The organism is Microbacterium sp. NPDC056569 (assembly GCF_042793475.1).
In the GTDB taxonomy this organism is placed as follows: Bacteria; Actinomycetota; Actinomycetes; order Actinomycetales; family Microbacteriaceae; genus Microbacterium.
Genome location: NZ_JBHTUV010000010.1, coordinates 169,252 through 192,925, shown reverse-complemented (window position 1 = coordinate 192,925; position 23,674 = coordinate 169,252). Strand labels below are relative to the sequence as shown.

The 23,674-nt window shown below is 72.0% G+C and carries 23 protein-coding genes; 15 read left to right on the top strand and 8 right to left on the bottom strand.

The annotated features are described in order from the left end of the window. Positions 1–69: 69 nt before the first annotated feature. On the top strand, positions 70–969 hold the full coding sequence (locus ACFQ7C_RS13475; RefSeq protein WP_378901834.1) for an alpha/beta fold hydrolase: 900 nt from the start codon (positions 70–72) through the stop codon (positions 967–969). Here the strand turns inward: ACFQ7C_RS13475 and ACFQ7C_RS13470 are convergent. Then, positions 929–1,483, bottom strand: a complete 555-nt coding sequence (locus tag ACFQ7C_RS13470; RefSeq protein WP_378901831.1) for a CGNR zinc finger domain-containing protein — start codon at positions 1,481–1,483, stop codon at positions 929–931. The genes ACFQ7C_RS13475 and ACFQ7C_RS13470 overlap by 41 nt on opposite strands. A gap of 74 nt (positions 1,484–1,557) precedes the next feature. On the opposite strand from ACFQ7C_RS13470, the gene ACFQ7C_RS13465 reads away from it, so the two are divergent. Further along, positions 1,558–2,568: a DMT family transporter gene (locus tag ACFQ7C_RS13465; RefSeq protein WP_378901828.1), complete on the top strand. Its 1,011-nt coding sequence runs from the start codon at positions 1,558–1,560 to the stop codon at positions 2,566–2,568. Here ACFQ7C_RS13465 and ACFQ7C_RS13460 read toward each other — a convergent pair. Continuing rightward, positions 2,540–3,013, bottom strand: a complete 474-nt coding sequence (locus ACFQ7C_RS13460; RefSeq protein WP_378901825.1) for an Lrp/AsnC family transcriptional regulator — start codon at positions 3,011–3,013, stop codon at positions 2,540–2,542. The two genes, ACFQ7C_RS13465 and ACFQ7C_RS13460, sit on opposite strands and share 29 nt — an antisense overlap. 165 nt (positions 3,014–3,178) lie before the next feature. On the opposite strand from ACFQ7C_RS13460, the gene pdhA reads away from it, so the two are divergent. From pdhA to ACFQ7C_RS13445, 3 genes are read left to right on the top strand one after another with little or no spacing between them, the layout of a single operon-like run. Next, on the top strand, positions 3,179–4,309 hold the full coding sequence (pdhA, locus tag ACFQ7C_RS13455) for a pyruvate dehydrogenase (acetyl-transferring) E1 component subunit alpha (protein WP_378901822.1): 1,131 nt from the start codon (positions 3,179–3,181) through the stop codon (positions 4,307–4,309). A gap of 2 nt (positions 4,310–4,311) precedes the next feature. Continuing rightward, positions 4,312–5,325, top strand: coding sequence for an alpha-ketoacid dehydrogenase subunit beta (locus ACFQ7C_RS13450; protein WP_378901819.1), 1,014 nt, complete (start codon positions 4,312–4,314; stop codon positions 5,323–5,325). A gap of 49 nt (positions 5,326–5,374) precedes the next feature. Then, positions 5,375–6,775, top strand: a complete 1,401-nt coding sequence (locus tag ACFQ7C_RS13445; protein ID WP_378901816.1) for a dihydrolipoamide acetyltransferase family protein — start codon at positions 5,375–5,377, stop codon at positions 6,773–6,775. Positions 6,776–6,814: 39 nt separating this feature from the next. Here ACFQ7C_RS13445 and ACFQ7C_RS13440 read toward each other — a convergent pair whose 3' ends face one another. After that, positions 6,815–8,653: an alkaline phosphatase family protein gene (locus ACFQ7C_RS13440; protein WP_378901813.1), complete on the bottom strand. Its 1,839-nt coding sequence runs from the start codon at positions 8,651–8,653 to the stop codon at positions 6,815–6,817. A gap of 30 nt (positions 8,654–8,683) precedes the next feature. After that, a complete protein-coding gene (locus tag ACFQ7C_RS13435; protein WP_378901810.1) occupies positions 8,684–9,280 on the bottom strand; it encodes a TetR/AcrR family transcriptional regulator in 597 nt (198 codons plus the stop codon). A gap of 135 nt (positions 9,281–9,415) precedes the next feature. Here ACFQ7C_RS13435 and ACFQ7C_RS13430 point away from each other — a divergent pair, with 135 nt between their 5' ends. The 6 genes from ACFQ7C_RS13430 to ACFQ7C_RS13405 are packed head-to-tail and all read left to right on the top strand — an operon-like array spanning position 9,416 to position 15,810. Next, positions 9,416–11,020 carry a carboxyl transferase domain-containing protein gene (locus tag ACFQ7C_RS13430; protein ID WP_378901807.1) on the top strand — a complete coding sequence of 535 codons (1,605 nt, stop codon included), beginning with the start codon at positions 9,416–9,418 and terminating at the stop codon, positions 11,018–11,020. A 5-nt stretch (positions 11,021–11,025) separates the two neighbouring features. Beyond that, a complete protein-coding gene (locus ACFQ7C_RS13425) occupies positions 11,026–13,074 on the top strand; it encodes an acetyl/propionyl/methylcrotonyl-CoA carboxylase subunit alpha (protein WP_378901804.1) in 2,049 nt (682 codons plus the stop codon). A 16-nt stretch (positions 13,075–13,090) separates the two neighbouring features. Next, positions 13,091–14,251 carry an acyl-CoA dehydrogenase family protein gene (locus ACFQ7C_RS13420; protein WP_378901801.1) on the top strand — a complete coding sequence of 387 codons (1,161 nt, stop codon included), beginning with the start codon at positions 13,091–13,093 and terminating at the stop codon, positions 14,249–14,251. Between the two features lie 16 nt (positions 14,252–14,267). Next, positions 14,268–14,810 carry a MaoC family dehydratase gene (locus tag ACFQ7C_RS13415; RefSeq protein ID WP_378901798.1) on the top strand — a complete coding sequence of 181 codons (543 nt, stop codon included), beginning with the start codon at positions 14,268–14,270 and terminating at the stop codon, positions 14,808–14,810. After that, positions 14,807–15,616 (top strand): HpcH/HpaI aldolase/citrate lyase family protein, encoded by an 810-nt coding sequence (locus ACFQ7C_RS13410; protein WP_378901795.1) that lies wholly within the window; start codon positions 14,807–14,809, stop codon positions 15,614–15,616. The genes ACFQ7C_RS13415 and ACFQ7C_RS13410 overlap by 4 nt, the downstream gene beginning before the upstream one ends. Further along, on the top strand, positions 15,613–15,810 hold the full coding sequence (locus ACFQ7C_RS13405; RefSeq protein WP_378901793.1) for a hypothetical protein: 198 nt from the start codon (positions 15,613–15,615) through the stop codon (positions 15,808–15,810). Before ACFQ7C_RS13410 ends, ACFQ7C_RS13405 begins: the two co-directional genes overlap by 4 nt. Here ACFQ7C_RS13405 and ACFQ7C_RS13400 read toward each other — a convergent pair. Further along, complete coding sequence (locus tag ACFQ7C_RS13400) at positions 15,792–16,445, bottom strand: histidine phosphatase family protein (protein WP_378901790.1); 654 nt, start codon at positions 16,443–16,445, stop codon at positions 15,792–15,794. The genes ACFQ7C_RS13405 and ACFQ7C_RS13400 overlap by 19 nt on opposite strands. A gap of 39 nt (positions 16,446–16,484) precedes the next feature. Then, positions 16,485–17,339 (bottom strand): Sir2 family NAD-dependent protein deacetylase, encoded by an 855-nt coding sequence (locus tag ACFQ7C_RS13395; protein WP_378901787.1) that lies wholly within the window; start codon positions 17,337–17,339, stop codon positions 16,485–16,487. A 73-nt stretch (positions 17,340–17,412) separates the two neighbouring features. Between ACFQ7C_RS13395 and ACFQ7C_RS13390 the strand changes: the two genes are divergently transcribed. Next, complete coding sequence (locus ACFQ7C_RS13390) at positions 17,413–18,216, top strand: TrmH family RNA methyltransferase (RefSeq protein ID WP_378901784.1); 804 nt, start codon at positions 17,413–17,415, stop codon at positions 18,214–18,216. A 33-nt stretch (positions 18,217–18,249) separates the two neighbouring features. Here the strand turns inward: ACFQ7C_RS13390 and ACFQ7C_RS13385 are convergent, their stop codons facing one another. Next, positions 18,250–18,939 (bottom strand): SDR family oxidoreductase, encoded by a 690-nt coding sequence (locus ACFQ7C_RS13385; protein WP_378901781.1) that lies wholly within the window; start codon positions 18,937–18,939, stop codon positions 18,250–18,252. A gap of 1 nt (position 18,940) precedes the next feature. Beyond that, positions 18,941–19,801: an SGNH/GDSL hydrolase family protein gene (locus ACFQ7C_RS13380; protein ID WP_378901778.1), complete on the bottom strand. Its 861-nt coding sequence runs from the start codon at positions 19,799–19,801 to the stop codon at positions 18,941–18,943. A 363-nt stretch (positions 19,802–20,164) separates the two neighbouring features. Between ACFQ7C_RS13380 and ACFQ7C_RS13375 the strand changes: the two genes are divergently transcribed. From ACFQ7C_RS13375 to ACFQ7C_RS13365, 3 genes are all read left to right on the top strand, one after another. Next, entirely contained in the window at positions 20,165–21,967 is a 1,803-nt protein-coding gene (locus tag ACFQ7C_RS13375) for a DEAD/DEAH box helicase (protein ID WP_378901897.1), read from the top strand. A 31-nt stretch (positions 21,968–21,998) separates the two neighbouring features. Beyond that, positions 21,999–22,463 carry a hypothetical protein gene (locus ACFQ7C_RS13370; protein WP_378901775.1) on the top strand — a complete coding sequence of 155 codons (465 nt, stop codon included), beginning with the start codon at positions 21,999–22,001 and terminating at the stop codon, positions 22,461–22,463. A gap of 105 nt (positions 22,464–22,568) precedes the next feature. After that, positions 22,569–23,657, top strand: a complete 1,089-nt coding sequence (locus tag ACFQ7C_RS13365; RefSeq protein ID WP_378901772.1) for a VIT1/CCC1 family protein — start codon at positions 22,569–22,571, stop codon at positions 23,655–23,657. Positions 23,658–23,674 lie beyond the last annotated feature (17 nt).

The following is a 23,674-nucleotide window of genomic DNA, read 5'->3' as shown; positions in this document are numbered from 1 at the left end:
GCCTCCGACATCCGGGCGCAGGCGCTCCGCGCACAGCCGGGTCCGGGGGAGTCCTCGTAGACTCGACGGGTGACCGCGCCGAACCCGTACGCCCCGCTCCTCGACGAGATCCCCGTCGAGCGGCGCGAGGTCGGCGTGCTGGGCGGCACGACGGCGTACTGGGTCTACGGGCCCGCCGACGCCGAGACGACCATCGTCGCGGTGCACGGCTTCCGCGGCGAACACCACGGACTCGAGCCCGTCGTCGCCCACCTGCCGAGCGCACGGGTGATCTCGCCCGACCTGCCCGGCTTCGGCGAGACGGCACCCGTTCCCGGCCGCACGCACGACCTCGACCTCTACGCCGAGTGGCTGCGCGAATTCGCCTCGGCGGTCGCCCCGGGCGCGGTGATCCTCGGCCACTCGTTCGGCTCGATCGTCGTCTCGGCCGCCGTCGCCGGCGGCCTCGGGACTCCGCGGGTCATCCTCGTCAACCCGATCGGGGCTCCCGCGCTCGAGGGGCCGCGCGGCATCCTCACGAGGCTCGCGGTCTTCTATTACTGGGCGGGGGCGAAGCTGCCGAAGGGCCTCGGCGAGGCGCTGCTGCGCAACGGCCTCATCGTGCGGGTCATGAGCGTGTCGATGGCGAAGACCAAGGACGCCGGCATCCGTCGATTCGTGCACGATCAGCACGACACCTACTTCTCGCGCTTCGCGGACCGCGACGTGCTGCACGACGCGTTCGTCGCGTCGGTGTCGCACGACGTGCGCGCGTTCGCGCCGCGCATCGCGCAGCCGACGCTGCTGGTGGCGGCGGTGAGGGACGACATCACGCCCATCGAGGCCGAGCGCGAGCTCGCCACGATGTTCCCGGATGCGGCGCTGGTGGAGATCCCTGACGTCGGGCACCTGATCCACTACGAGACGCCGGCGGCTGCCGCAGACGCGATCACGCGGTTTCTCGCGCCTTCCGACGCCGGTACGCGTTGACGTTCATGCGGTTGCCGCAGTTGCCGGTGTCGCAGTAGCGCTTCGAGCCGTTCTTCGAGAAGTCGACGTAGACGCCGTCGCAGTCGTCGGCGGCGCAGATGCGCACTCGGTCGTACTCGTCGGCGCGGATCACGTCGACGAAGGCCAGGGCCGCCTCGACGAGGATGCGCGTGGCGAGGGGGGCGTCGTCTCGCGTGGCATGGATGTGCCAGTCGAAGCCGTCGTGGATCACCAGGCGGGGGAGCGCCTCGCCGTCGCGGAGCATCTCGTTGACCAGGGGCACCGCGCCCTCGCGGTCGACCTCCCAGAGCTGTCGCAGCCGCGGACGGACGGCGCGGATCGCCGCGAGCTCCGCCTCGTCGCGGTGGATCGTGCCCGTGTAGGGGTTGACCTGGAGGTAGGCCTCGAAGTCCTCGAGCGTCTTCAGGGTGTCTTCGCCGTCGAGGCCGGCCATCGTGTTGACGAGGTATGACGCGGCGCGGAGATTCTGCTCCGTGTCATGAATGAAAATCACGTTGACTCCTGACATGCCGTTCGCTACTGTCACCAGTGTAAGCACTCTTCACTCCTGACAGCCGGATGCCGCCCATGACCGCCCCGACCGCGTCCCTCCCGATCATCGCTCCCAGCGCGGCATTCCGCGCGAGTGCCCGCATGCGCACCACGGGCCTCGTGATGGGCGTCGCGTCGGCGCTGGCGTTCTCGTCGAGCGGGCCGTTCGTCAAGCCCCTGCTCGAGGCCGGCTGGTCGCTCGGTGCCGCCCTGCTCGTGCGCATGGGGGTTGCAGGACTCGTGCTCTCACCGGCGCTGTTCCTGGCGATGAAACGCCAGCGCGGCTTCCTCAGGCGGCATTGGCGGCTCATCGTCGCGTTCGGCCTCATGCCGGTGCTCGGCTGCCAGCTCTTCTTCTTCTCCGCGATGCAGCGGATGCCGGTGGCCGTGGCGCTGCTCATCCAGTACCTCGCCCCGGTCATGCTGGTGGCGGCGGTGTGGGTGCGCACGCGCAAGGCGCCGTCGGCGCTCGTGCTGTGGGGCTCCGCGGTCGCGGTGCTCGGCCTGGTGCTCGTCGTGGACATCTCGGGCGCGTCGTTCGACCTGATCGGAACGCTCTTCGCCCTCGCCGCGGCCGTGTGCGTGTGCGCGTACTTCGTGATCGCCGAACGCGCCGGCGACGACCTGCCGCCGCTCGCGCTGGCCGCAAGCGGCCTGCTGACCGGCGCGCTCGTGATGGGGGTGCTGTGCGTCGCCGGCATCATGCCGTTCCAGGCGCCGGCCGTCGACGTCGTGCTGGCGGGCGTGGAAGTGCCGTGGTGGATGCCGCTGCTCTGGGTCGCCGCGATCGCGACGACCGTCGGCTACGCGCTGGGCGTGATGGCGGTGCCGCGCATCGGCTCGCGGGTGGCGTCCTTCGTCGGTCTGTCCGAAGTGCTCTTCGCGCTGATGTTCGCCTGGATCTTCCTCGCCGAGGTGCCCGCGCCCATCCAGTTCGTCGGCGGTGCGCTGATCCTCGTGGGGGTGGTGCTCGTTCGCGCCGACGCGTCGTCGACCGGAAGCCCGAAGGAGCTCGCGGCTACGGCTCCCGTCGCGCCAGCTCCATGAGCGGGGTCACGCGGTGGGCGATGACCTCGCCCATCACGAGTGATGTCTCGGTGCGCTCGACGCCCTCGATCGCGAGGATCCGGGCGTCGGTGTCGAACAGGTGCTGCGTGTCGCGGCACGCGACGCGCACCAGCAGATCGACCTGACCGGACAGGCCGTGGGCCTGCACGACCTCGGGAACGCGGGCGAGCTCCACGGCGATGCGGGGCAGCTCGGCCTGTCGCACGATGACGCTGATGAAGGCCTCGATCGGGAAGCCCAGCGAGGCGGATGAGATGGCTCGCTCGTACGACAGGAAGACCCCCGCCTTCTCCAGTCGCGACATGCGCGCCTGGACGGTGTTGCGCGAGAGGCCGAGACGTTCGGCGAGTGCGACGACGGTCGCGCGGGGGTCGGCGGAGAGCGCTGCCAGCAGCTCCAGGTCGACGTGATCCAGGGCACTCATAGTGCGAAACGTTAGCACGCCTTTGGGCGGGATCAGTTGTCAACATGCTCAAGAAGTCCGTGAATGCTTGAGCGAGGTGCGACGCGGACGTACCGTTGAAGAAGTCGGCGAAGAGGCCGGCGCACGCCAAGCGGTCCCTCACGAGGGGGCCGGCAACGAGGAGTGATGACGATGACGCACACCCTGACACCCACAGCGGATCTCGCCACCGACATCGAGGATGTCGCGCGACTGCTGACCCCCGACGGCGAGCGCATCGCCGACCCCGAGCTCGATCGCTGGGTGGCCGACGTCGACGCCGCGACACTGCGCGGCCTGTACCGCGACATGGTGCTGCTGCGGCGCATCGACACCGAGGGCGTCGCCCTCCAGCGGCAGGGGCAGCTCGGCCTGTGGCCGCCGTGCCAGGGCCAGGAGGCGACGCAGATCGGCACCGCGCGGGCTCTCCGCGCCGACGACTTCGCGTTCCCGAGCTACCGCGAGACCGGCGTCGTCTACGCGCGCGGCGGCAAGCCCGCCGATTTCGTGCTCGCGTGGCGCGGCGAGGAGCACTCGACCTACAACCCCTACGACATCAACACCGCGACGCAGCAGATCATCATCGGCGCGCAGGCGCTGCATGCCGTCGGCTACGCGATGGGTGTCCAGCGCGACGGCACCGATCAGGTCTCGGTCGCCTACTTCGGCGACGGCGCCTCCAGTCAGGGCGACGTGAACGAGGCGATGGTCTTCGCGTCGTCGTTCCGCGCCCCGGTCGTGTTCGTGTGCACGAACAACCAGTGGGCGATCTCGGAGCCGGTCACGGTGCAGGCCAAGTTCCCGATCGCCGGCCGGGCGCCGGGCTTCGGCATCCCCAGCATGCGCGTGGACGGCAACGACGTGCTGGCGTGCTTCGCGGCCATGCGCTGGGCGCTCGACAACGCTCGCCGCGGCAACGGCCCCGCGTTCATCGAGGCGGTCACGTACCGCATGGGCCCGCACACCACGTCCGACGACCCCACCCGCTACCGCGACAAGGAAGAGGTCGAGAAGTGGCGCCGCCGCGACCCGATCGCGCGCGTCGAGGCGCTGCTGCGGTCGCGCGGCGAGTTCGACGACGCGTTCGTGGCGAGCGTCGAAGCGGACGCCGACGCCCTCGCGGCCGGTGTGCGCGAGGCGGCGCAGACGGCGAAGACCCGCGATCCCCTCACGGTGCTCGACAACGTCTACGCCGAGCCCCACTCGGGCCTCGACGAGCAGCGCGAGTGGTTCGGCGCCTACCTCGACGGGTTCGCGCCCGCGGCCGAGGGGGTCTGACGATGACGCAGCTGACGATGGCGAAGGCCATCAACGAAGGACTCCGCCGCGCGATGGCGGACGACGACAAGGTCCTCGTCATGGGCGAGGACATCGGCAAGCTCGGCGGCGTGTTCCGCATCACCGACGGCCTGCTCGACCAGTTCGGCGCCCAGCGGGTGATCGACACCCCGCTCGCCGAGGCCGGCATCATGGGCACCGCCGTCGGGCTCGCCTTCCGCGGCTACCGCCCCGTCGTCGAGATCCAGTTCGACGGCTTCGTGTACCCCGCGTTCGACCAGATCGTGTGCCAGGTGGCGAAGCTGCACTACCGCACGCGTGGCAACGTGAAGATGCCGATCACGATCCGCATCCCGTGGGCGGGTGGCGTCGGCGCGGCCGAGCACCACTCGGAGTCGCCGGAGGCGTACTTCGTGCACACGTCGGGACTGCGGGTCGTCGCGGTCTCGAACCCGCAGGACGCCTATGTCATGCTCCGCCAGGCCATCGCGTCTGACGACCCCGTGGTGTACTTCGAGCCGAAGCGGCTCTACCACACCAAGGGCGAGGTCGACCTCGACGTGCAGCTCGCGGACGCCCCGCCGATGGGCCTCGCGCGCGTCGCCCGCGAGGGCAGCGATGTGACGCTGCTGACCTACGGCTCGCAGGTCGCGACCGCGATGGACGCGGCGACCGCCGCCGAGGACGACGGCGTCTCGATCGAGGTCATCGATCTGCGCTCGATCTCGCCGGTCGACTATCGCACGGTGACGGCGTCCGTCCGCAAGACCGGCCGCGTCGTCGTCACGCACGAGGCCGCGCGCGAGGCGGGCGTCGGCGCCGAACTGATCGCCAGTGTCACGGAGCGCTGCTTCAACTACCTCGAGGCGGCGCCGCAGCGCGTCACCGGGCACGACATCCCCTACCCGCCCGCGAAGCTCGAGAAGCACCACCTGCCCGACCTCGACCGCATCCTCGACGCCGTCGACCGCGTCATGGACAAGCCCAACAGCCTGTCGGGGGTGCTGGAGCAATGATGCGCGACAGCGCGTCGGACGCGAAGCGTCCGATGAAGGAGACAGTCTCATGACGCAGGACTTCATGCTCCCCGACCTCGGCGAGGGCCTGCCCGAAGCCGAGCTCGTGCAGTGGCTGGTCGCCGTCGGCGACACGGTCACCCTCAACCAGACGATCGCCGAGGTCGAGACGGCGAAGGCGGTCGTCGAGCTCCCGTCGCCGTACGCCGGCACCATCACGGCGCTCCACGCCGAGGCGGGCGATGTCGTGGCGGTGGGCTCGGTGCTGATCTCCTTCGACATCGGCGGCACGGATGCTGCGCCCTCCGCGCCCGTCGCAGAGGCCGAGGCATCCGCACCCGCGGCCGCCACGAGCGCACATGCCGACGCGACGAAGTCCGAGCCCAACCTGGTCGGCTACGGAGCCGCGCCCCGGGGCGCAGGGCGACCGCAGCGCCGGGCGCGCGTCGCGGGCGCCGTGGCGGCAGCATCCGACACCGCCGTCCTCGAGGCTGCCCCGCACGACGCGATCCAGTTCGCCGACATCGTGGAGCGCCCGGTCGAGCGTCCGCGCTCGACGCCGCCGGTGCGGAAACTCGCGAAGCAGCTCGGGGTCGACCTCGCGCTCGTCGAGGCGAGCGGGGCCTCGGGCGTGATCACGCGCGCCGACGTCGAGGAGTACGCGACGCGTGTGGGTGCCACGGCGACCGCACCTGCCGCCGCCGAACCCGTCGAGACGTTCGAGATGCCCCCGGCCGCCGAGGCGGGGGAGCGGACGACGCGCACTCCGATCCGCGGAGTGCGGCGCATGACCGCGGACGCGATGGTGCGCAGCGCCTTCACCGCACCGCACGTCACGACGTTCCTGACGGTCGACGTCACGGCGACGAGCGAGCTCATCGCTTCGCTGAAGGCCGACCGCGACCTGCAGGAGCACCGGATCGGGATCATGGCCGTCGCCGCGAAGGCCGTGTGCCTCGCGCTCGGCCGTCACCCCGGCCTGAACTCGAAGTGGGACGACGCGGCAGGCGAGATCGTCGAGCACCACTACGTCAATCTCGGCATCGCCGCGGCGACCGGCAGGGGCCTCGTCGTGCCCAACATCAGGGACGCCCAGCAGCTCACCCTGGTCGAGCTGGCCGACGCGATCCGGCGGCTCGCCGAGACCGCGCGCGCCGGGAAGACATCGCCGGCCGACATGATGGGCGGCACGTTCTCGATCACGAACGTCGGCGTGTTCGGCGTCGACGCGGGAACGCCGATCATCAACCCCGGGGAGGCCGGCATCCTCGCGCTCGGTGCCGTGCGGCGCCAGCCGTGGGAGCACCGCGGCGAGATCGCGCTGCGCGACGTGATGACGCTGGCGCTGTCGTTCGACCACCGGCTGGTCGACGGCGAGCAGGGGTCGCGCTTCCTCGTCGACGTCGCCGACATCCTCCGCGAACCCGGGCGGGCGATGCTGCTGCGCTGAGAAGGCCGCTGACCGGCCGGCACCTTGGGGGCCGGCCGGTCAGTCCTCCTTCGGGTAGAACAGGCCGAGGCCGTGCTTCTGCAGCACCTCGTACGCCTCGGCGTAGGTCTCGGGCTCCGCGGAGCCGGGTGCCTCGTACCGTGCGATGAGCAGCCCGAGCAGGCCGCGTCCGGGCGGACTCAGCGGCTTGTGCTTGTGGGGACCGTCCTTGAGGTCCGAGAGCTCGTCCTCCGCGGGGTTGGGGGGCACGTACATCGGGTGCACCACCGGCCAGCTCGCGGGGTCGCGCGGCGTGTCGAGGTTCACCACCGGGAACAGGTCCCGCGCCTCGGCGTCGCGCCGGGTGAGCGGGCGCAGGCCGTGCAGCCGCGCGAGCGTCGCGAGCACGGCGGCGTGGTGCATCTCGTCGTGCACGATGGTCCCCGCGCGCGTGTACGCCGAGACCGCGATCGCCGGGACCCGCACGCCGAGGCGGTCGAACGCGAAACCCATCTCGCCCGGCTCGTCGCCGGCGACCGGGGGTGTCGCGGTCGGGGGCGGCACGTGGTCGTACGTGCCGCCGTGCTCGTCGAACGTGATCAGCAGCAGCGTGTTCATCGCGTTCGACCCGTCCGGGGTCGCGCTCTCCTTCACGGCGTTGTAGACGTCGGCGACCAGCTGCTCGCCGGCGCGCACGTCCGACACCGCGGAGTCGACGACCGGTGCGCCGTCGACGTCGCTCTCGCGGAGGGATCCGAAGGGCGGGTGGAAGTCGTTGTGGTTGTACACCAGCCGCGGCTCGATGAAGGCGTACGCCGGGAGTCGGCCGGCCTTCGCGTCGTCATAGAACTCCGACATGTGGCCGAAGCGCCTGGTGCGCCAGTACTTCTCCAGCACCGGAGCGTGCAGGATGCCCGTGAGCGACACGAGCTGCATCTCGTCGAAGTACACCTTCCACGGGATGCCCGCGTCCTCGAGGCGGTTGAAGATCGTGGGAGCCGCCGCGGCGTCGAGCCACTTGTCGTAGCCCCCGCCGTGTTTGTTGGTGACGAAGCCGTGCGACGTCGACGCGTGGAAGAAGGACCGGTTGCAGTAGGTCTGCGACGGCACCGCCGCGAACCACGCGTCGAAGACGGCGAACCCCTTCGCGAGCGTCGACAGCACCGGGAGCTGCTCAGGGGAGAAGCCGCCCATGATGTGGGACGCCTCATCGATGGTGGGCTCTTCGCCGTGCCGCAGGCGGGTCAGGTTGTTCCAGTAGTCGTGGAGGAAGCCCTCCATCGTCGGCGCGCTTCCCGACGGCGGTGCGTTGAAGGGCGCCGTCATGTCGCCCACCTGGCTCGCCGCGTTCTCCCGGGGGTCGACGACGCCGAACAGCTGGGTGTTGACGTGCGGGAACTCCTCGCCGGGGTCGGGGTCGGGCCGCGCCATGACGTCGTCCGTGGGTCCCGTGTAGGCGTGGACCGAGACGCGCTCGCCGGAGGGCGCGGTGTTCGCGTAGTCGCCGAAGGCGAGGCCGTCGAACGTGGCGCCGTCGGGCAGGGTGTCGGGCGTGTACAGCCACCCCAGGAGGTTGTCGAACGACCGGTTCTCGCCCATCAGCACGACGACGTGGTCGAACCCGGGCTCCGACCGCGGCGGCACCGCGCCGAGGTCGACCGATCCCTCCCGGTAGCCGATCGTGTGGCCGAGGGATGCGCCGGCAGCGGCTCCGACGGCTCCGCCCACGACGAGGCCCGCGGCGGCCACGCCGCCGAGCTTCAGGAAGTCCCGACGCGAGCTCGCATCGGGAGGCGCGGGGGAGCGGCTCGCGTCGGGCGCAGGGGATGCGCTGGACGACTCGGTGCCGTCGACGCGACCCGCCCCGTCTGCGTCGTCCTGCCGGCTGTGCCCCGCCATGGTGGGTCCAGACTAGGGCCTCGCCGCGGGTCAGGCGGTCAGCGAGGCACGCGCCATCGTGCGGAGGATGGTGCGCACATCGCGCTCGCCGGGGCGCGACCGGGACGCGCGCACGGTGTGGGGGGTCGAGTTGATGAGGCCGAAGCACGCGTGCGCCCGGACGCGCAGGTCGTCCTCCTCGCGATCGGGATGGACCGTCGACAGGATGCCGATCCAGACCTCGACGTATTCGCGCTGGAGGCGCCGCACCGTGTGGCGGTCGTCGTCGCTGAGGCTCGCCAGGTCGCGGTCCTGCACCCGGATGACGTCGGCGTCGCGCAACGCGAACTCCACGTGGAAGGCGATGATCGCGTCCAGCTGCTCGTCCGCCTCATGGTGGGTCGACAGCACCGCGCGCCCGCCCGCGAGGAGCCGTTCGCTCACCTCGACGAGGATGGCGCCGAGCAGGGCCTGCTTGTTGGCGAAGTGGCGGTAGAGCGCGGGCCCGCTGACCCCGACCGCTCCGCCGATGTCTTCGAGGCTGACGCCGCTGAAGCCACGCTCGGCGAAGAGGGCCGCCGCTTCGTGGAGGATCGCCGCGTGGCGGTCGGCCTTCGCGCGATCGCGATCGGTGACACCGTTCGTCATCTGCTGCTCCGCTTGTAAATCCAGTTAAGGCTCGCTAACCTGAACCTCAGTTAGTGAACACTAACCAATCCGATCGCGTCCCGACAACGGACGTGATCCGATCGTGACGTCGAAGAGGATGCGCGGGAGATCCGGATGAGCGTGCTGAGCAGTGCCGCCGTGCACGACGATGCCTTCGTGCGCACGCGCGACGCCCAGCGGAAGCTGGCGGAGGAGCTGCGGGAGCGGCTGGCCGCAGCATCCGTCGGCGGACCCGCCGCCTCGCGAGAGCGGCATGTCGCACGCGGGAAGCTGCTGCCGCGCGACCGCGTCACGCGTCTGCTCGACGAGGGGAGCCCGTTCATCGAGGTCGCACCGCTCGCTGCGGAAGGTCTCTACGACGGTGAGGCGCCCGCGGCCGGCGTGATCGCGGGGATCGGGCTGGTGCACGGCCGCCACGTGATGGTGGTGTGCAACGACGCGACGGTCAAGGGTGGGACGTACTACCCGCTCACGGTGAAGAAGCACCTGCGGGCGCAGGAGATCGCGCTCGAGAACCGTCTGCCGTGCGTCTACCTCGTCGATTCCGGCGGGGCCTTCCTGCCGATGCAGGACGAGGTGTTCCCCGACCGCGACCACTTCGGCCGCATCTTCTTCAACCAGGCGCGGCTGTCAGCTGCCGGCATCCCGCAGATCGCTGCCGTCCTCGGCTCGTGCACGGCCGGCGGCGCCTACGTGCCCGCGATGAGCGACGAGACGGTGATCGTGCGCAACCAGGGCACGATCTTCCTCGGCGGCCCGCCGCTCGTGAAGGCGGCGATCGGCGAGATCGTCACCGCCGAGGAGCTCGGCGGGGGAGAGTTGCACGCCCGCCGCTCCGGCGTGGTCGACCACCTCGCAGAGGACGACGAGCACGCGCTCGAGATCGTGCGCGACATCGTCGCGACGCTGCCCGCGCCGGCCGAGCCCGCATGGGAGGTCGTGCCGTCCGTCGAGCCGGCGGTGGAGGCATCCGATCTCTACGGCGTCGTGCCGGTCGACGTGAACCAGCCCTACGACGTGCGCGAGGTCATCGCGCGCCTGGTCGACGGCAGCGAGCTGCACGAGTTCAAGCGCGAGTACGGCGACACGCTGGTCACGGGCTTCGCGCGCATCCACGGGCACCCGGTCGGTGTCATCGCGAACAACGGCGTGCTGTTCAGCGAGTCCGCCCAGAAGGGCGCCCACTTCATCGAGCTGTGCGATCAGCGCGGCGTGCCGCTGCTGTTCCTGCAGAACATCTCGGGCTTCATGGTCGGGCGCGACGCCGAGGCCGGCGGCATCGCGAAGGACGGCGCCAAGATGGTCACGGCGGTCGCCACCACCCGCGTGCCCAAGCTGACCGTCGTGATCGGCGGTTCGTTCGGCGCCGGCAACTACTCGATGTGCGGTCGCGCGTACTCGCCGCGGTTCCTGTGGACCTGGCCCGCGAGCCGCATCTCGGTGATGGGCGGCAACCAGGCGGCCTCGGTGCTGTCGACCGTCAAGCGCGACCAGCTCGAGGCACGCGGCGAGGAGTGGTCGACCGCGGACCAGGCGGCGTTCGAGGCCCCGATCCGCGCGCGCTACGAGGAGCAGGGCGACCCGTACTACGCGACCGCGCGCCTGTGGGACGACGGCGTCGTCGACCCGCTCGACACCCGCGACCTGCTGGGCCTCGCCCTCGACGTCGTCTCGCGCACCCCGCTGGCCGAACCCCGCTTCGGCGTCTTCCGGATGTGAGGAACATGTTCGATTCCGTCCTCGTCGCCAACCGGGGTGAGATCGCCCGCCGGGTGATCCGCACGCTTCGGCGCCTCGGCATCCGCTCGATCGCCGTCTTCAGCGACGCCGATGCCGACGCACCGCACGTGCGCGAAGCCGACGCGGCCGTGCGCATCGGCCCGGCGGCGGCCGCGGAGTCGTACCTCGACATCGACGCCGTCGTCCGAGCGGCCGTCTCCAGCGGCGCGCAGGCCGTGCACCCCGGCTACGGGTTCCTGTCGGAGAACGTCGCATTCGCACGCGCATGCGCCGAGGCGGGCATCGTCTTCATCGGGCCCGGTGAGCGCGCGCTCGAGGTGATGGGCGACAAGATCCGCGCGAAGGAGCACGTCGTGGCGCACGGCGTGCCGACGGTGCCCGGCTTCAGCGCTGCCCGAGAAGACGGCACGGCGATGACGGATGCTGAGATCGCGGCCTCCGCCGAGCGCACCGGCTTCCCCCTCCTGGTGAAGCCGTCTGCGGGCGGCGGCGGCAAGGGCATGCAGGTGGTGCGGTCCGCCGCGGAGCTGCCCGAGGCGCTCGCGACGGCGCGGCGCGTCGCCTCGGCCGCGTTCGGCGACGACACCCTCCTCCTCGAGCGGCTGATCGAACGGCCGCGGCACATCGAGGTGCAGGTGCTCGCCGACGGGCACGGGACCGTCGTCCATCTCGGCGAGCGCGAGTGCACGCTGCAGCGCCGGCACCAGAAGGTGATCGAGGAGGCGCCGTCGCCGGCCGTCGACGCCGACATCCGCACGCGGCTGGGCGCCGCGGCGTGCGCGGCGGCGGCATCCGTCGACTATCGCGGTGCGGGCACCGTCGAGTTCCTGGTCGCCGCCGCCCGGCCCGACGAGTTCTTCTTCATCGAGATGAACACGCGCCTGCAGGTGGAGCACCCGGTCACCGAGCTCGTCACCGGGTTCGACCTGGTCGAGCAGCAGCTGCGGATCGCCGCGGGGGAGCCGCTCGCGTTCTCGCAGGACGACGTGCACCTCGACGGCCACGCGATCGAGGCGCGCGTGTACGCGGAGTCGCCGGAGCGCGGCTTCCTCCCTGCGACCGGCGAAGTGCTGGCGTGGCGGCCCGCCGAGGGCGTGCGCACCGATTCGGCCGTCGAGACCGCCAGCCTGGTGACAGCCGACTACGACCCGATGATCGCGAAGGTCATCGCGCACGGCACGGATCGCGCGGACGCGCTCGCACGGCTCGACGCCGCGCTCGCCGCGACGGTGGTGCTCGGACTCGACACCAACCTCGGGTTCCTGCGCGCCCTCCTGGCCGAGGGCGGCGTGCAGACCGGCGACATGGACACGGGGCTCATCGACCGGATGCCGCCGTACTCGAGCGGCGCACCGACGCTCGCCGTGCTGCGGGCGGCCGCGTCGCTCGACTCATGCCGCCCGGGTCGACCGCGTTCTGTGCGAATCGGTGCGGCCTGGCAGGAGCTCGAGGGCTGGCGGGCGGGTGCCCCCGCCGTGCCCGCGATGCTCCGGCTCCTCGACGAACACGGCGTCGTGCACTCCGCACCCGCCGGCGGAGGTGGCGCGTCCGGCCGCCTCGGCGCGCCGGAAGCGACCACACTTGCCACCTCTGCGGCCGCCCCGGCGGCGCGCACCGCGATCGACGCCGACGGATGGGTCTGGGTGCACGCCGACGGTGCCACGCACCGCCTGCGCCCGCTGACCCGCCGCGCCGCGATGGAGCGGCGCCTGGCGGGCCGCGAACGCGAAGCCGCAGCATCCGATCCCGAACTGCGCGCCCCGATGCCGGGTGCGGTCGTCGCGGTGCATGTCGCCGACGGGGCGGCGGTCGCCACCGGGGACCGCATCGTCACGATCGAGGCGATGAAGATGGAGCACCCCGTGCTCGCCCCGCACGACGGCGTCGTGCGCGTCGACGTCGGCGTCGGCGTGCAGGTCCGCCGCGACCAGGTGCTCGCCCACGTCTCCCTCTCGGACGCGGCGGCCGCGGCATCCGTCTCTCCCGACGACTCCACCGCGGGCGCCCACGACGCGCCCGCGCCGACCTCCTGACACCCGAGGAGCAGCAATGGACACCTACGACACGTACGACCTCTCGGACGACGAGCGCGAACTCGCCGCCCTGGTGCGCCAGTTCGCCGACGAGGTCGTCGCGCCCGTCTCGTACGAGGCCGACCGCACGCACACCCTGCCGATGGACGTCGTCGCGCAGATGGGGGAGATGGGGCTGTTCGGCCTGCCGTTCCCCGAGGAGTACGGCGGTCAGGGCGGCGACTACTTCGCGCTGTGCCTCGCGATCGAGGCCCTCGGCCGCGTGGACCAGTCGCTCGCGATCACCCTCGAGGCGGGTGTGAGCCTCGGTGCGATGCCGGTGTTCCGCTTCGGCACCGAGGAGCAGAAGCAGGAGCTCCTGCCCGACCTGCTCGCGGGCACCGCGCTCGCCGCGTTCGGGCTCACCGAGCCGGAGGCGGGGTCGGACGCCGGGGCCACCCGCACGACCGCCCGCAGGGACGGCGACGAGTGGGTCATCAACGGCTCGAAGCAGTTCATCACCAACTCCGGCACCGACATCACTCGGTTCGTCACGGTCACCGCGGTGACCGGCGAGACGGACGGCCGCAAGGAGATCTCGACCATCGTCGTGCCCAACGGCACCCCGGGCTTCACCGTCGAGCCGGGTTACGACAAGGTCGGCTGGCGCGCCTCCGACACGCACCCCCTCACCTTCCAGGACGCGCGCGTTCCCGTGGCGAACCTGCTCGGCGCGGAGGGGCGCGGCTTCGCGAACTTCCTCCACATCCTCGACGAGGGCCGGATCGCGATCGCCGCGCTCGCCACCGGTGCGGCCGAGGGATGCCTCGACGCGGCGGTCGACTACGCCAAGAAGCGGACGGTATTCGGCGACGCGCTCTCGACGCGGCAGGGGATCCAGTTCCTCCTCGCCCGCATGCAGCAGCGCGTGCACGTCGCGCGGCTCGCGTGGCATCACGCGGCCCGCCTGCGGGATGCCGGCAAGCCGTTCAAGACGCAGGCGGCCATGGCGAAGCTCACCGCGAGCGACGCCGCCATGGACAACGCCCGCGACGCGACCCAGATCTTCGGCGGCAACGGGTTCATGAACGAGTACCCGGTCGCGCGGCACTACCGCGACTCGAAGATCCTCGAGATCGGCGAGGGCACGAACGAGGTGCAGCTCCTGGTCATCGCGCGGGCGCTCGGCGTGGCGTGAGGGTAGCGTGACAGACGTGACCCCCGACGCCTCCGAGAACGACGCTGCGGCCGGCAGCGCGCGCGAGGTCGTGCAGCGGGGCCTCTACTACGACGAGCTCGAGCTCGGCGCGCGGTACCTGCACCGCCCCGGCCGCACGGCGACCGAGGCCGACAACGTGCTGTTCTCGTCCATCACGATGAACACGCAGGCGCTTCACCTGGATGCCGCGTTCTCCGCGTCGCAGCCGTTCGGCCAGCGCCTCATGAACTCGATGTGGACCCTCGCGACGATGGTCGGGGCATCCGTCTCGCAGATCACGCAGGGCACGCTCGTGGCGCAGCTCGGCCTCACCGACGTCTCGTTCCCGGCGCCGCTGTTCCACGGCGACACGCTGTACACCGAGAGCGAGGTGCTCGACAAGCGGCTGTCGGCGTCGCGACCGGGGCAGGGGATCGTGACCCTGCGGCACATCGGCCGCAACCAGCGGGGCGAGGTCGTCGCGCTCGCAACGAGGACCGCGCTCATCTGGTGCGCACCGCAACCGGGCCGCGAGCCCGCCGAAGGAGGAACCCCGTGAGCTTCGACCTCGGGCCCGCGCTGCTGTTCTGCCCGGCCGACCGCCCCGAGCGGTACGCGAAGGCGTTCGACCGGGCCGATGCGGTGATCCTCGACCTCGAGGACGCGGTGGCACCCGCCGACAAGACCGCGGCGCGCGGCCACCTCATCGAATCCGAGCTCGACCCCGCACGGGTCGTCGTGCGCGTGAACCCGCCCGAGACCGACGCCTTCACCGCCGACCTCGCGACGCTGTCGCAGACGGACTACCGGCGCATCATGGTCGCGAAGTCCGAGTCTCCCAAGCGCATCGGGCGCATCGACGCCCGGTTCGAGGTCGTCGCGCTGTGCGAGACGGCGAAGGGGGTCGCGCAGGCCGACCGCATCGCCGCCCTCGACAACGTCGTCGCGATGATGTGGGGCGCGGAGGACCTCGTCGCGAGCATCGGCGGCACCTCCAGCCGCAAGCCCAACGGCCGGTACCGCGACATCGCACGCTATGCCCGGTCCCGCGTGCTCCTCGCAGCCGCCGCGCGCGGAAAGGCGGCGATCGACGCCGTGCACCTCGACATCGAGGACGCGAAGCGCCTGGCCATCGAGGCGGCGGATGCTGCGGCCTCCGGCTTCCGCGCCACCGCCTGCATCCACCCGAGCCAGGTGGCCGTCATCCGCGCCGCCTATCGCCCCGACGAGAAGACCGTGGCGTGGGCGCGAGCCGTCCTCGCGGCCGCCGACGGCGAGCGCGGCGTGTTCTCCTACGACGGGCGGATGGTCGACGAGCCGGTGCTGCGCCACGCCCGCGGCGTGCTGGCCCGCGCGGACGGATGAGCCCGGAGTCCGAGCTCACCACGCGGATCGGCACCGTCGCCCGCCGCGAGCTCGCGGTGCACGGCATCACCCGCTACGACCAACTGACCGAGCGCACACGCGGCGAGCTGCTGGCGATCCACGGTGTCGGGCCGAAGGCGGTCCGCATCCTCGACGAAGAGCTCGCCGCCCGAGGTCAGGCGCTCGCCGGCTGACGGACGCGCTCGTCCGCGATCTCCGGAGCCTCGGTGACGAGCCCCGCGTAGGTGACGAGCCGCAGGTGGTCGCGCTCGTAGACGAAGTCGTGGGTCGCGCCGTTGGCGAGGCGCTCGCCCTCGAGCGGCAGCTCGCCGGCGGTCGCGTGGCGCATCACCTCGCGGATGAGCGCGCCGTGGCTCACGACGATGAGCGAGGCCGAGGCGGGAGCGGTCGCGCGACGGTGCTCCCGCACGATGCCGCCGAGGGCGGCGATGGCGCGTGCGCGCAGCTCGGGCCACGGCTCGGCCCCCGGCACCTCGGCCGTGTGCCAGTCGCCCCAGCGGGTACGGAACTCGTCGATGCCGACGCCCTCGGCCTCGCCGTACGCGCGCTCGCGCAGACCGGCGTACGTGCGGGGAGCAGCGAGACCGAGCTCGGCGGCGATGATCTCCGCCGTCTCGCGGGCGCGGGCGAGGTCGCTGGACACGATGGTGACCGGCAGGCCGCCGTCGAGGCGATCGCGCAGCAGCGAGGCGGTGGCGCGCGCCTGCGCCCGGCCGGTGTCGTTGAGGGGGATGTCTGTCGAGCCCTGGATGCGCCGGTCGCGGTTCCAATCGGTCTCGCCGTGGCGGATCAGGGTGAGCGCGGTCATGCTCTCGACCCTACCCGGGCCGCCTGGACGTCAGCCGCTTCACGCGAGCGAGGGCAGCCCGTCGGCGAGCGCCCGCAGCACCTCGCTCGTGCCGGCGTCGATCTTGACCGTCGCGCGGGCGTCGGCGCGCGTCACGCCGCGGTTCACGATGACGACGGGCAGGCGGCGGCGGCGCGCCCGCTCGAGCAGGCGGATGCCGGAGTTCACGACCAGCGACGACCCGGCGACGATGAGCGCCTCGCTGGTGTGCACGAGCTGCTCGGCCTCGCGGAACTTCTCGGCGGGGATGAACTCGCCGAAGAACACGACGTCGGGCTTCAGCATCCCGCCGCACACGCTGCATTCGGGAATGCGGAAGCCCTCGGTGCTCTCGGGGAGCACGTCGCCGTCGGGGCCGAGCGCGACGTTCTCGGGCACGCGGATCCACGGGTTGTCGTCCTCGACGCGGCGGGCGAGGTCGCGGCGGTCGAAGACCTGGCCGCAGTGCGTGCAGAAGATGCGGCGCATCGTGCCGTGCAGCTCCACGACGCGGCGGCTGCCGGCGCGCACGTGGAGGCCGTCGACGTTCTGCGTGACGACCCCGGTCGCGATCCCTCGCGCCTCGAGGTCGGCGAGGGCGCGGTGGCCGGGGTTCGGCTCGGCCGAGGCGAAGGCCCGCCAGCCGAGGTGGCTGCCCACCCAGTAGCGGCGGCGCGATGCGTCGCTCGAGAGGAACTGCTCGACCGTCATCGGTGTGCGTACGGGCGCGCCCGCACCGCGGTAGTCGGGGATCCCCGAATCGGTCGAGACGCCTGCGCCCGTCAGCACGGCGATCCGCCGGCCCGAGAGCGTGGCGATGGCCTGGGCCACGGCATCCGTCGTCCGGGCGTCCAATCCGGTCGCGATCGTGGTCACGGTGCACCCCCTTCGCGTCGAGTGTAGGCCCCGCGGTTTTCCGGGATGTTACGGCGTCTGCGAGAGTAGGCGGGTGGCCATCGAACGGATCTCCGACGCCTCCGATGAGCGACTCGCCGACTTCCGCGATCTCACCGATGTCGCGCTGCGGCGTGTGATCGAGCCCGAGGGCGGCCTGTACATCGCCGAGTCGGCGAAGGTCATCGGCCGCGCGATCGCGGCCGGCCATCGCCCGCGGTCCGTGCTCGTGCAGGAGAAGTGGCTCCCCGACGTCGCCGACCGCGTGACGGATGCTGCGGTGCCGGTGTACGTGGTGACGCCAGAGATCGCCGAGTCCCTGACCGGGTACGCCGTGCACCGGGGTGCGCTGGCGTCGATGCATCGCCCCGAGCTCCCGCCGGTGGCCGACGTCGTCGCGGGTGCGCGGCTCGTGGTCGTGCTCGAGGACATCGTCGATCACACCAACGTCGGCGCCATCTTCCGCGCGGCGGCCGGGCTCGGCGCCGACGCCGTGCTCGTGAGCCCCAGGTGCGCCGACCCGCTCTATCGGCGCAGCGTGCGCGTGAGCATGGGCACGGTGTTCCAGGTGCCGTGGACGCGGCTGCCCGAGTGGGGCGAGGCCCGCGAGGTGCTGCACGACGCGGGCTTCGAGCTGGCTGCGCTCGCCCTCTCCGACGACGCCGTCGCACTGGACGCGTTCAGCGCGCGGCGCCCCGAACGTGTCGCGCTCATGCTCGGTGCCGAGGGCGACGGCCTCTCCCGTCGCGCGCTCGAGGCGGCCGACACCGTCGTCACGATCCCGATGGCCGGTGGGGTCGACTCGCTCAACGTCGCCGCGGCGAGCGCGGTGGCGCTGTGGGAGCTGCGGTCGCGCTGACCCGGCCCCGCGACGCGCCGATGTCAGGCGCCCTCAGGCGCCGGGACGGACCATCAGCTCGGTGAGATCCGCGTCGCGCGGGAGGTCGAGTGCGGCGAGGATCGCGGTCGCGACCGAGGCCGGGTCGATCCACTGGGACGCGTCGTACTCGGCGCCCTCCTGCTGGTGCACCTTCTCCTGCATCGGGGTCGCCGTGCGCCCGGGGTACACCGTCGTCACGCGGACGCCGTTCGCCCGTTCCTCCTCGCGGAGGGCATCGGCGACGGCTCGCACCGCGAACTTGCTCGCCCCGTACGAACCCCACTCGGGGCTCACGCGCAGTCCCGCGCCGGAGTTCACGAACACGACGCGCCCGCGTGCGGTGCGCAGCGCCGGGAGCATCAGCCGGGTGAGCTCCGCCGGCGCGACGGCGTTGACGTTGAGCTGGCGCTGCCAGGTCGCGACGGGCGTCTCGCCGATCGCGCCGAGCTCCACGACGCCGGCCACGTGGATGAGCGAGTCGAGGCGCGGCGGCACGCTCTGGTGGCTGAACGCCCACGACAGGCGCGCAGGGTCGGCGAGGTCGCCGACGAGCGTCTGCGCGCCGGGGAGGCGCTCGCGCAGCTGGGCGGCCCGGCCGGCGTCGCGCACGAGCAGCCACAGGTCATCGCCGCGCGCGGCGAGCCGTTCGGCCAGCGCCGCGCCGATGCCGGAGCCCGCCCCCGTGATGAGGTGCGTCGCCACGTCAGACCTCTTCGCCGCGCGCAGGCGCCGGGTCCGGTCCCGGGGCCAGCGTGATCACCGGCAGCGGGTCGGGTCGCTTGGCCGTGACGTGATCGCCGGACGACTGGTGGCGCAGGCGCCGCAGCACCCACGGCACCAGGTACTCGCGCGCCCACATGACGTCGACCGCCCGTGCTTCGCGCCACGTGCGGATCGGAAGCGGGTCGGGCTGCATGGGCTGGAGGTCGTTCGGCACGTTGAGCGCGCGCAGGACCATACGGGCGACCTCGTGGTGGCCGAGTGCGTTGTAGTGCAGGCGGTCGTCGTCGAAGAAGCGCATGTCCTGCACCTCTTTGAGCGCCCATTGGTCGGCGACGATGCAGTCGTACTTGTCGGCGATCGCGCGGATGTTCTCGTTGTAGATCGCGACCTTGCCGCGGATGCCGCGGAACACCGGGGTGAACGCCGTGTCGATGCCGGTGAACACCACGACCGTCGCACCGTCGCGCGAGAGACGCACGACGGCGTCCTCGAAGAGCTGCGCGACGTGGTCGGGGTCGCCGTTCGGGCGGATGACGTCGTTGCCGCCCGCCGAGAAGGTCACCAGGTCGGGCTTGAGCGCGATCGCCGGCGCCACCTGCTCGTCGACGATCTGGCCGATGAGGCGTCCGCGGATCGCGAGGTTCGCGTACGCGAAGTCCTCGACCTGCTCCGAGAGCACCTCGGCGACGCGGTCCGCCCACCCGCGGAACCCGTTCGGGGCCGACGGCTCGGGGTCGCCCACGCCCTCCGTGAAGGAGTCGCCGATCGCGACGTAGCGGCGCCACGGGTGCGGCTCGGCGTTCGCGACGTAGGGGCTGCGGGGATCTTCTCTCGTGGACATCCGTCTTCCGTTCCTCGGCTCGTGACCGACGATCAGGCTATCGCGGCCCGCAGGCTTCGACGCCTGCCCGAGCTTCGCCCGCGCCTGCTCCCATCCGTTCGTTCGTCACAGATGTACGCCGCACTCCGGCATCGGCGTACATCTGTGACGAACGAACGGGGGTGGATGCTGCGACTCAGGGAGGAACCGGACCGTCATGTCGTGCGGGTCGTCTATCGTGGTGACTCGTTGTCTACGGGGGAGGTGTGATCGGTGACGGACGAAACGACGATCGAGTCGCCGCCCGCTCCACCCGAACACCCGCTCACCGAGCCCTCCGCCGCCGGGGGGCTCACCACCGGACCCCACGGCGCCGAGGCCCACATCGGCAGTTTCGCCGCCGAGCACCTGTCGCCGACGTACCCGCAGCGCGCGCCGTGGGGAACCGCTCAGCGCCTCCGCGCGTGGCAGGCCGAGGCGCTCGACCTGTACTTCGGGCTGGACGGCCCGGACGGTCCCGGCGGCGGTCCCCGCGACTTCCTCGCCGCGGCGACGCCAGGCGCCGGCAAGACGACGTTCGCCCTCCGTCTCGCGAGCGAGCTGCTGCGTCGGCGGGTCGTCGACCGCATCGTCGTCGTCGCTCCCACCGAGCACCTCAAGTCGCAGTGGGCGGACGCGGCGGCGCGTGTCGGCATCCGCCTCGACCCGGCCTTCAGCAACCGTCACTTCGCGCCCGCCCGCCAGTACCACGGCGTGGCCGTGACGTACGCGCAGGTCGCGGTGAAGGCATCCGTCCATCAGCGCCTGACGATGGACGCGCGCACGCTCGTGATCCTCGACGAGGTGCACCACGGCGGGGACGCGCTGAGCTGGGGCGACGCGCTCCGCGAGGCGTACGCGCGGGCGACCCGCCGGCTGCTGCTGAGCGGAACGCCGTTCCGCAGCGACACCGCGCCGATCCCGTTCGTCGAGTACCACCCCGATGCCAAGGGCATCCGCGTCTCGCGCACCGACTACGCCTACGGCTACGGCCGCGCACTCGAAGACGGCGTCGTTCGTCCCGTGCTCTTCATGGTCTACGCCGGGCAGATGCGCTGGCGCACCAAGACCGGCGAGGAGATGGAGGCGCAGCTCGGGCAGGACAACACGAAGGACATCACCTCGCAGGCCTGGCGCACGGCGCTCGACCCGGAGGGCGACTGGATCCCCGCGGTGCTGCGGTCGGCCGACCGCCGTCTGACCGAGGTGCGCGAGCACGTCCCCGATGCCGGCGGCCTCGTGATCGCCACCGACCAGACCGCCGCGCGCGCCTACGCCGCGATCCTGCACCAGATCAGCGGCGAGGCGCCGACGGTGGTGCTGTCGGACGAGGCGGAGGCCTCGAGCCGCATCGAGGAGTTCTCGAAGTCCACCAGCCGCTGGATGGTCGCTGTCCGCATGGTGTCGGAGGGCGTCGACGTGCCGCGGCTCGCCGTCGGCGTGTACGCGACGAGCGCGTCCACGCCGCTGTTCTTCGCCCAGGCCATCGGGCGCTTCGTGCGCGCACGTCGTCGCGGCGAGACCGCGAGCGTCTTCCTGCCGAACGTGCCGCAGCTGCTCGCCCTGGCGAACGAGATGGAGCGGCAGCGCGACCACGCGCTGGACCGCGACTCCGACGGCGAGGACGAGTGGAACGCCGAAGACGACATGATGGACGCGGCGGAGCGCGAAGACAAAGCCTCCGACGCGCTCACCGAGGAGTTCTCGTACCAGGCGCTGGGCTCGCTCGCGCACTTCGACCGCGTGCTCTTCGACGGCAAGGAGTTCGGCCAGCTCGCGGTGCCCGGGACCCCCGAGGAGGAGGAGTTCCTGGGGATCCCGGGCCTGCTCGAACCCGACCAGGTGCACGACGTGCTGATGTCCCGGGTGTCACGGCAGTCGCGGCACCGGACGGCGCGGGAGGCCCGTGAGTCCCAGGCCGCGCCCGAGGAGGAGCCGGCCCTGCCGCAGGCGCTGCACCGCACCCTCAAGGAGCAGCGGCAGCTGCTCAACAGCCTCGTCGGCCTCTACGCCCGTCAGACCGGCGAGGCGCACGGTCTTGTGCACGCGGAGCTGCGCCGCATCTGCGGCGGTCCCGCCGTGTCGCACGCGACGGTCACCCAGCTGCAGTCCCGCATCGACGTCCTGCGCAAGCGCGTGCGCTCCTGACGCCCGGCACCCGCCGGCCTAGACTCCGGGCATGACCGCGAGGTACTCGTTCGTGTCGCGCTGGCAGCTGCCGGTGCCGTCCGAGCGCGCCTGGACGGAGCTGGAACGGATGCTGCGCCCCGGCGCCGGCCGCCGCTGGTGGTCCGCGCTGACGCTGCCGATGCCGCCGCGACGCCTGGTCGCGGGGGAGCGCATGGTGCTCGCCGTCCGCAGCCCCCTCGGATATTCCCTCCGCGTGCTGCTCGAGCTGCGCGACATCGAGCCCGGTCGTGCGATCGGCGCGACGAGTGAGGGCGACCTGCGGGGGAGCGGGCGCGTGACCGTCGACGCCGACGGGGCGGCGGCATCCGTGGTGACCTTCCACTGGGACGTGGAGACCCGGCGCACCTGGATGAACGCCACCGCCTGGCTGCTGCGTCCCGTCTTCGAACGCGCGCACGCGCACGTGATGCGCGCCGGCCAACGCGGGATGCTCGCGGCGCTCGAGGGTCGGTGAGGTTCGGAACCCCGAAATGCTGGCAATCCTCGGTTGTGCAGCTCCCGCGCGGACGGCGGTGGCTAGCGTTGACGGGTCCCGCAGCACCCCCGACTGGAGGCCCGAGTGAGCACGCCCGCCGCACCGACCGAACGCGATCGACGCCGCTGGGCGCGGTACCTCGTCAACGAGCGCGCCGAGGCGCGCGTGTACCGAGAGCTCGCGGGCCGCCGCACCGGGGAGGAGCGCGAGATCCTCCTCGCCCTCGCCGAGGCCGAGGGGCGCCACGAGGCGCACTGGCTGCAGCTCCTGGGCAGCGAGCCGGCGCGACTGCCGCAGGCCGATGTGCGCACGCGCATGCTCGGCTGGATGGCCAAGCGCTTCGGCTCGATCTTCGTGCTCGCCCTCGCCCAGAACGCCGAGGCCCGATCGCCCTACGACGACGAGCCGTTCGCGACCCCGACGATGGCGGCCGACGAGAGGATCCACCACGAGGTCGTGCGAGGGCTCGCCGCCCGCGGACGCCGCCGCCTCTCGGGCACGTTCCGCGCGGCCGTGTTCGGCGCCAACGACGGCCTCGTGTCGAACCTCGCGCTCGTCATGGGCATCGGCGCGACGGGGGTCTCGAGCCAGTTCGTGCTGTTCAGCGGCATCGCGGGCCTCCTCGCGGGGGCCCTGTCGATGGGCGCGGGGGAGTTCGTGTCGGTGCGCTCGCAGCGGGAGCTCCTCGCCGCCACGGAGCCGAGCGACTACGCCGACGGCGCGATTCCGCACCTCGACATCGATGCCAACGAGCTCGCCCTCGTCTATCGGACCCGTGGCATGCCGGAGGCCGAGGCGTCCGCGCGCGCCCGGCGGGTGGTCGAAGCCGCGCACGCTCTCGGCCAGGGACGCACCGACACCGGCCCCATCTCCGTCGCCGACCACGAGGACGTCGTCGGCAGTGCCTGGGCGGCCGCGCTGTCGAGCTTCCTGTTCTTCGCGTCGGGGGCGATCATCCCGGTGCTGCCGTGGATCTTCGGCCTCTCCGGCCTCACCGCCGTCGTGGTGGCTCTCGCGCTGGTCGGGGTCGCGCTGATGTCGACGGGTGCGGCCGTGGGACTCCTCTCGGGCGCTCCGCCGCTGCGCCGGGCGCTGCGCCAGCTGGGCATCGGCTTCGGCGCGGCCGCCGTCACCTACGTCCTCGGTCTGGTGTTCGGCGTCTCGATGGGATGACGCGCCCGGGCGCGTCC

Bases quoted from the DNA above. Each gene is read 5' to 3' on its own strand.
- ACFQ7C_RS13445 (WP_378901816.1), top strand. From the start codon at position 5,375: ATGACGCAGGACTTCATGCTCCCCGACCTCGGCGAGGGCCTGCCCGAA.
- ACFQ7C_RS13380 (WP_378901778.1), bottom strand. From the start codon at position 19,801: ATGTCCACGAGAGAAGATCCCCGCAGCCCCTACGTCGCGAACGCCGAG.
- pdhA (WP_378901822.1), top strand. From the start codon at position 3,179: ATGACGATGACGCACACCCTGACACCCACAGCGGATCTCGCCACCGAC.
- ACFQ7C_RS13460 (WP_378901825.1), bottom strand. From the start codon at position 3,013: ATGAGTGCCCTGGATCACGTCGACCTGGAGCTGCTGGCAGCGCTCTCC.
- ACFQ7C_RS13370 (WP_378901775.1), top strand. From the start codon at position 21,999: ATGACCGCGAGGTACTCGTTCGTGTCGCGCTGGCAGCTGCCGGTGCCG.
- ACFQ7C_RS13430 (WP_378901807.1), top strand. From the start codon at position 9,416: ATGAGCGTGCTGAGCAGTGCCGCCGTGCACGACGATGCCTTCGTGCGC.
- ACFQ7C_RS13435 (WP_378901810.1), bottom strand. From the start codon at position 9,280: ATGACGAACGGTGTCACCGATCGCGATCGCGCGAAGGCCGACCGCCAC.
- ACFQ7C_RS13450 (WP_378901819.1), top strand. From the start codon at position 4,312: ATGACGCAGCTGACGATGGCGAAGGCCATCAACGAAGGACTCCGCCGC.
- ACFQ7C_RS13465 (WP_378901828.1), top strand. From the start codon at position 1,558: ATGACCGCCCCGACCGCGTCCCTCCCGATCATCGCTCCCAGCGCGGCA.
- ACFQ7C_RS13440 (WP_378901813.1), bottom strand. From the start codon at position 8,653: ATGGCGGGGCACAGCCGGCAGGACGACGCAGACGGGGCGGGTCGCGTC.
- ACFQ7C_RS13400 (WP_378901790.1), bottom strand. From the start codon at position 16,445: ATGACCGCGCTCACCCTGATCCGCCACGGCGAGACCGATTGGAACCGC.
- ACFQ7C_RS13420 (WP_378901801.1), top strand. From the start codon at position 13,091: ATGGACACCTACGACACGTACGACCTCTCGGACGACGAGCGCGAACTC.
- ACFQ7C_RS13405 (WP_378901793.1), top strand. From the start codon at position 15,613: ATGAGCCCGGAGTCCGAGCTCACCACGCGGATCGGCACCGTCGCCCGC.
- ACFQ7C_RS13425 (WP_378901804.1), top strand. From the start codon at position 11,026: ATGTTCGATTCCGTCCTCGTCGCCAACCGGGGTGAGATCGCCCGCCGG.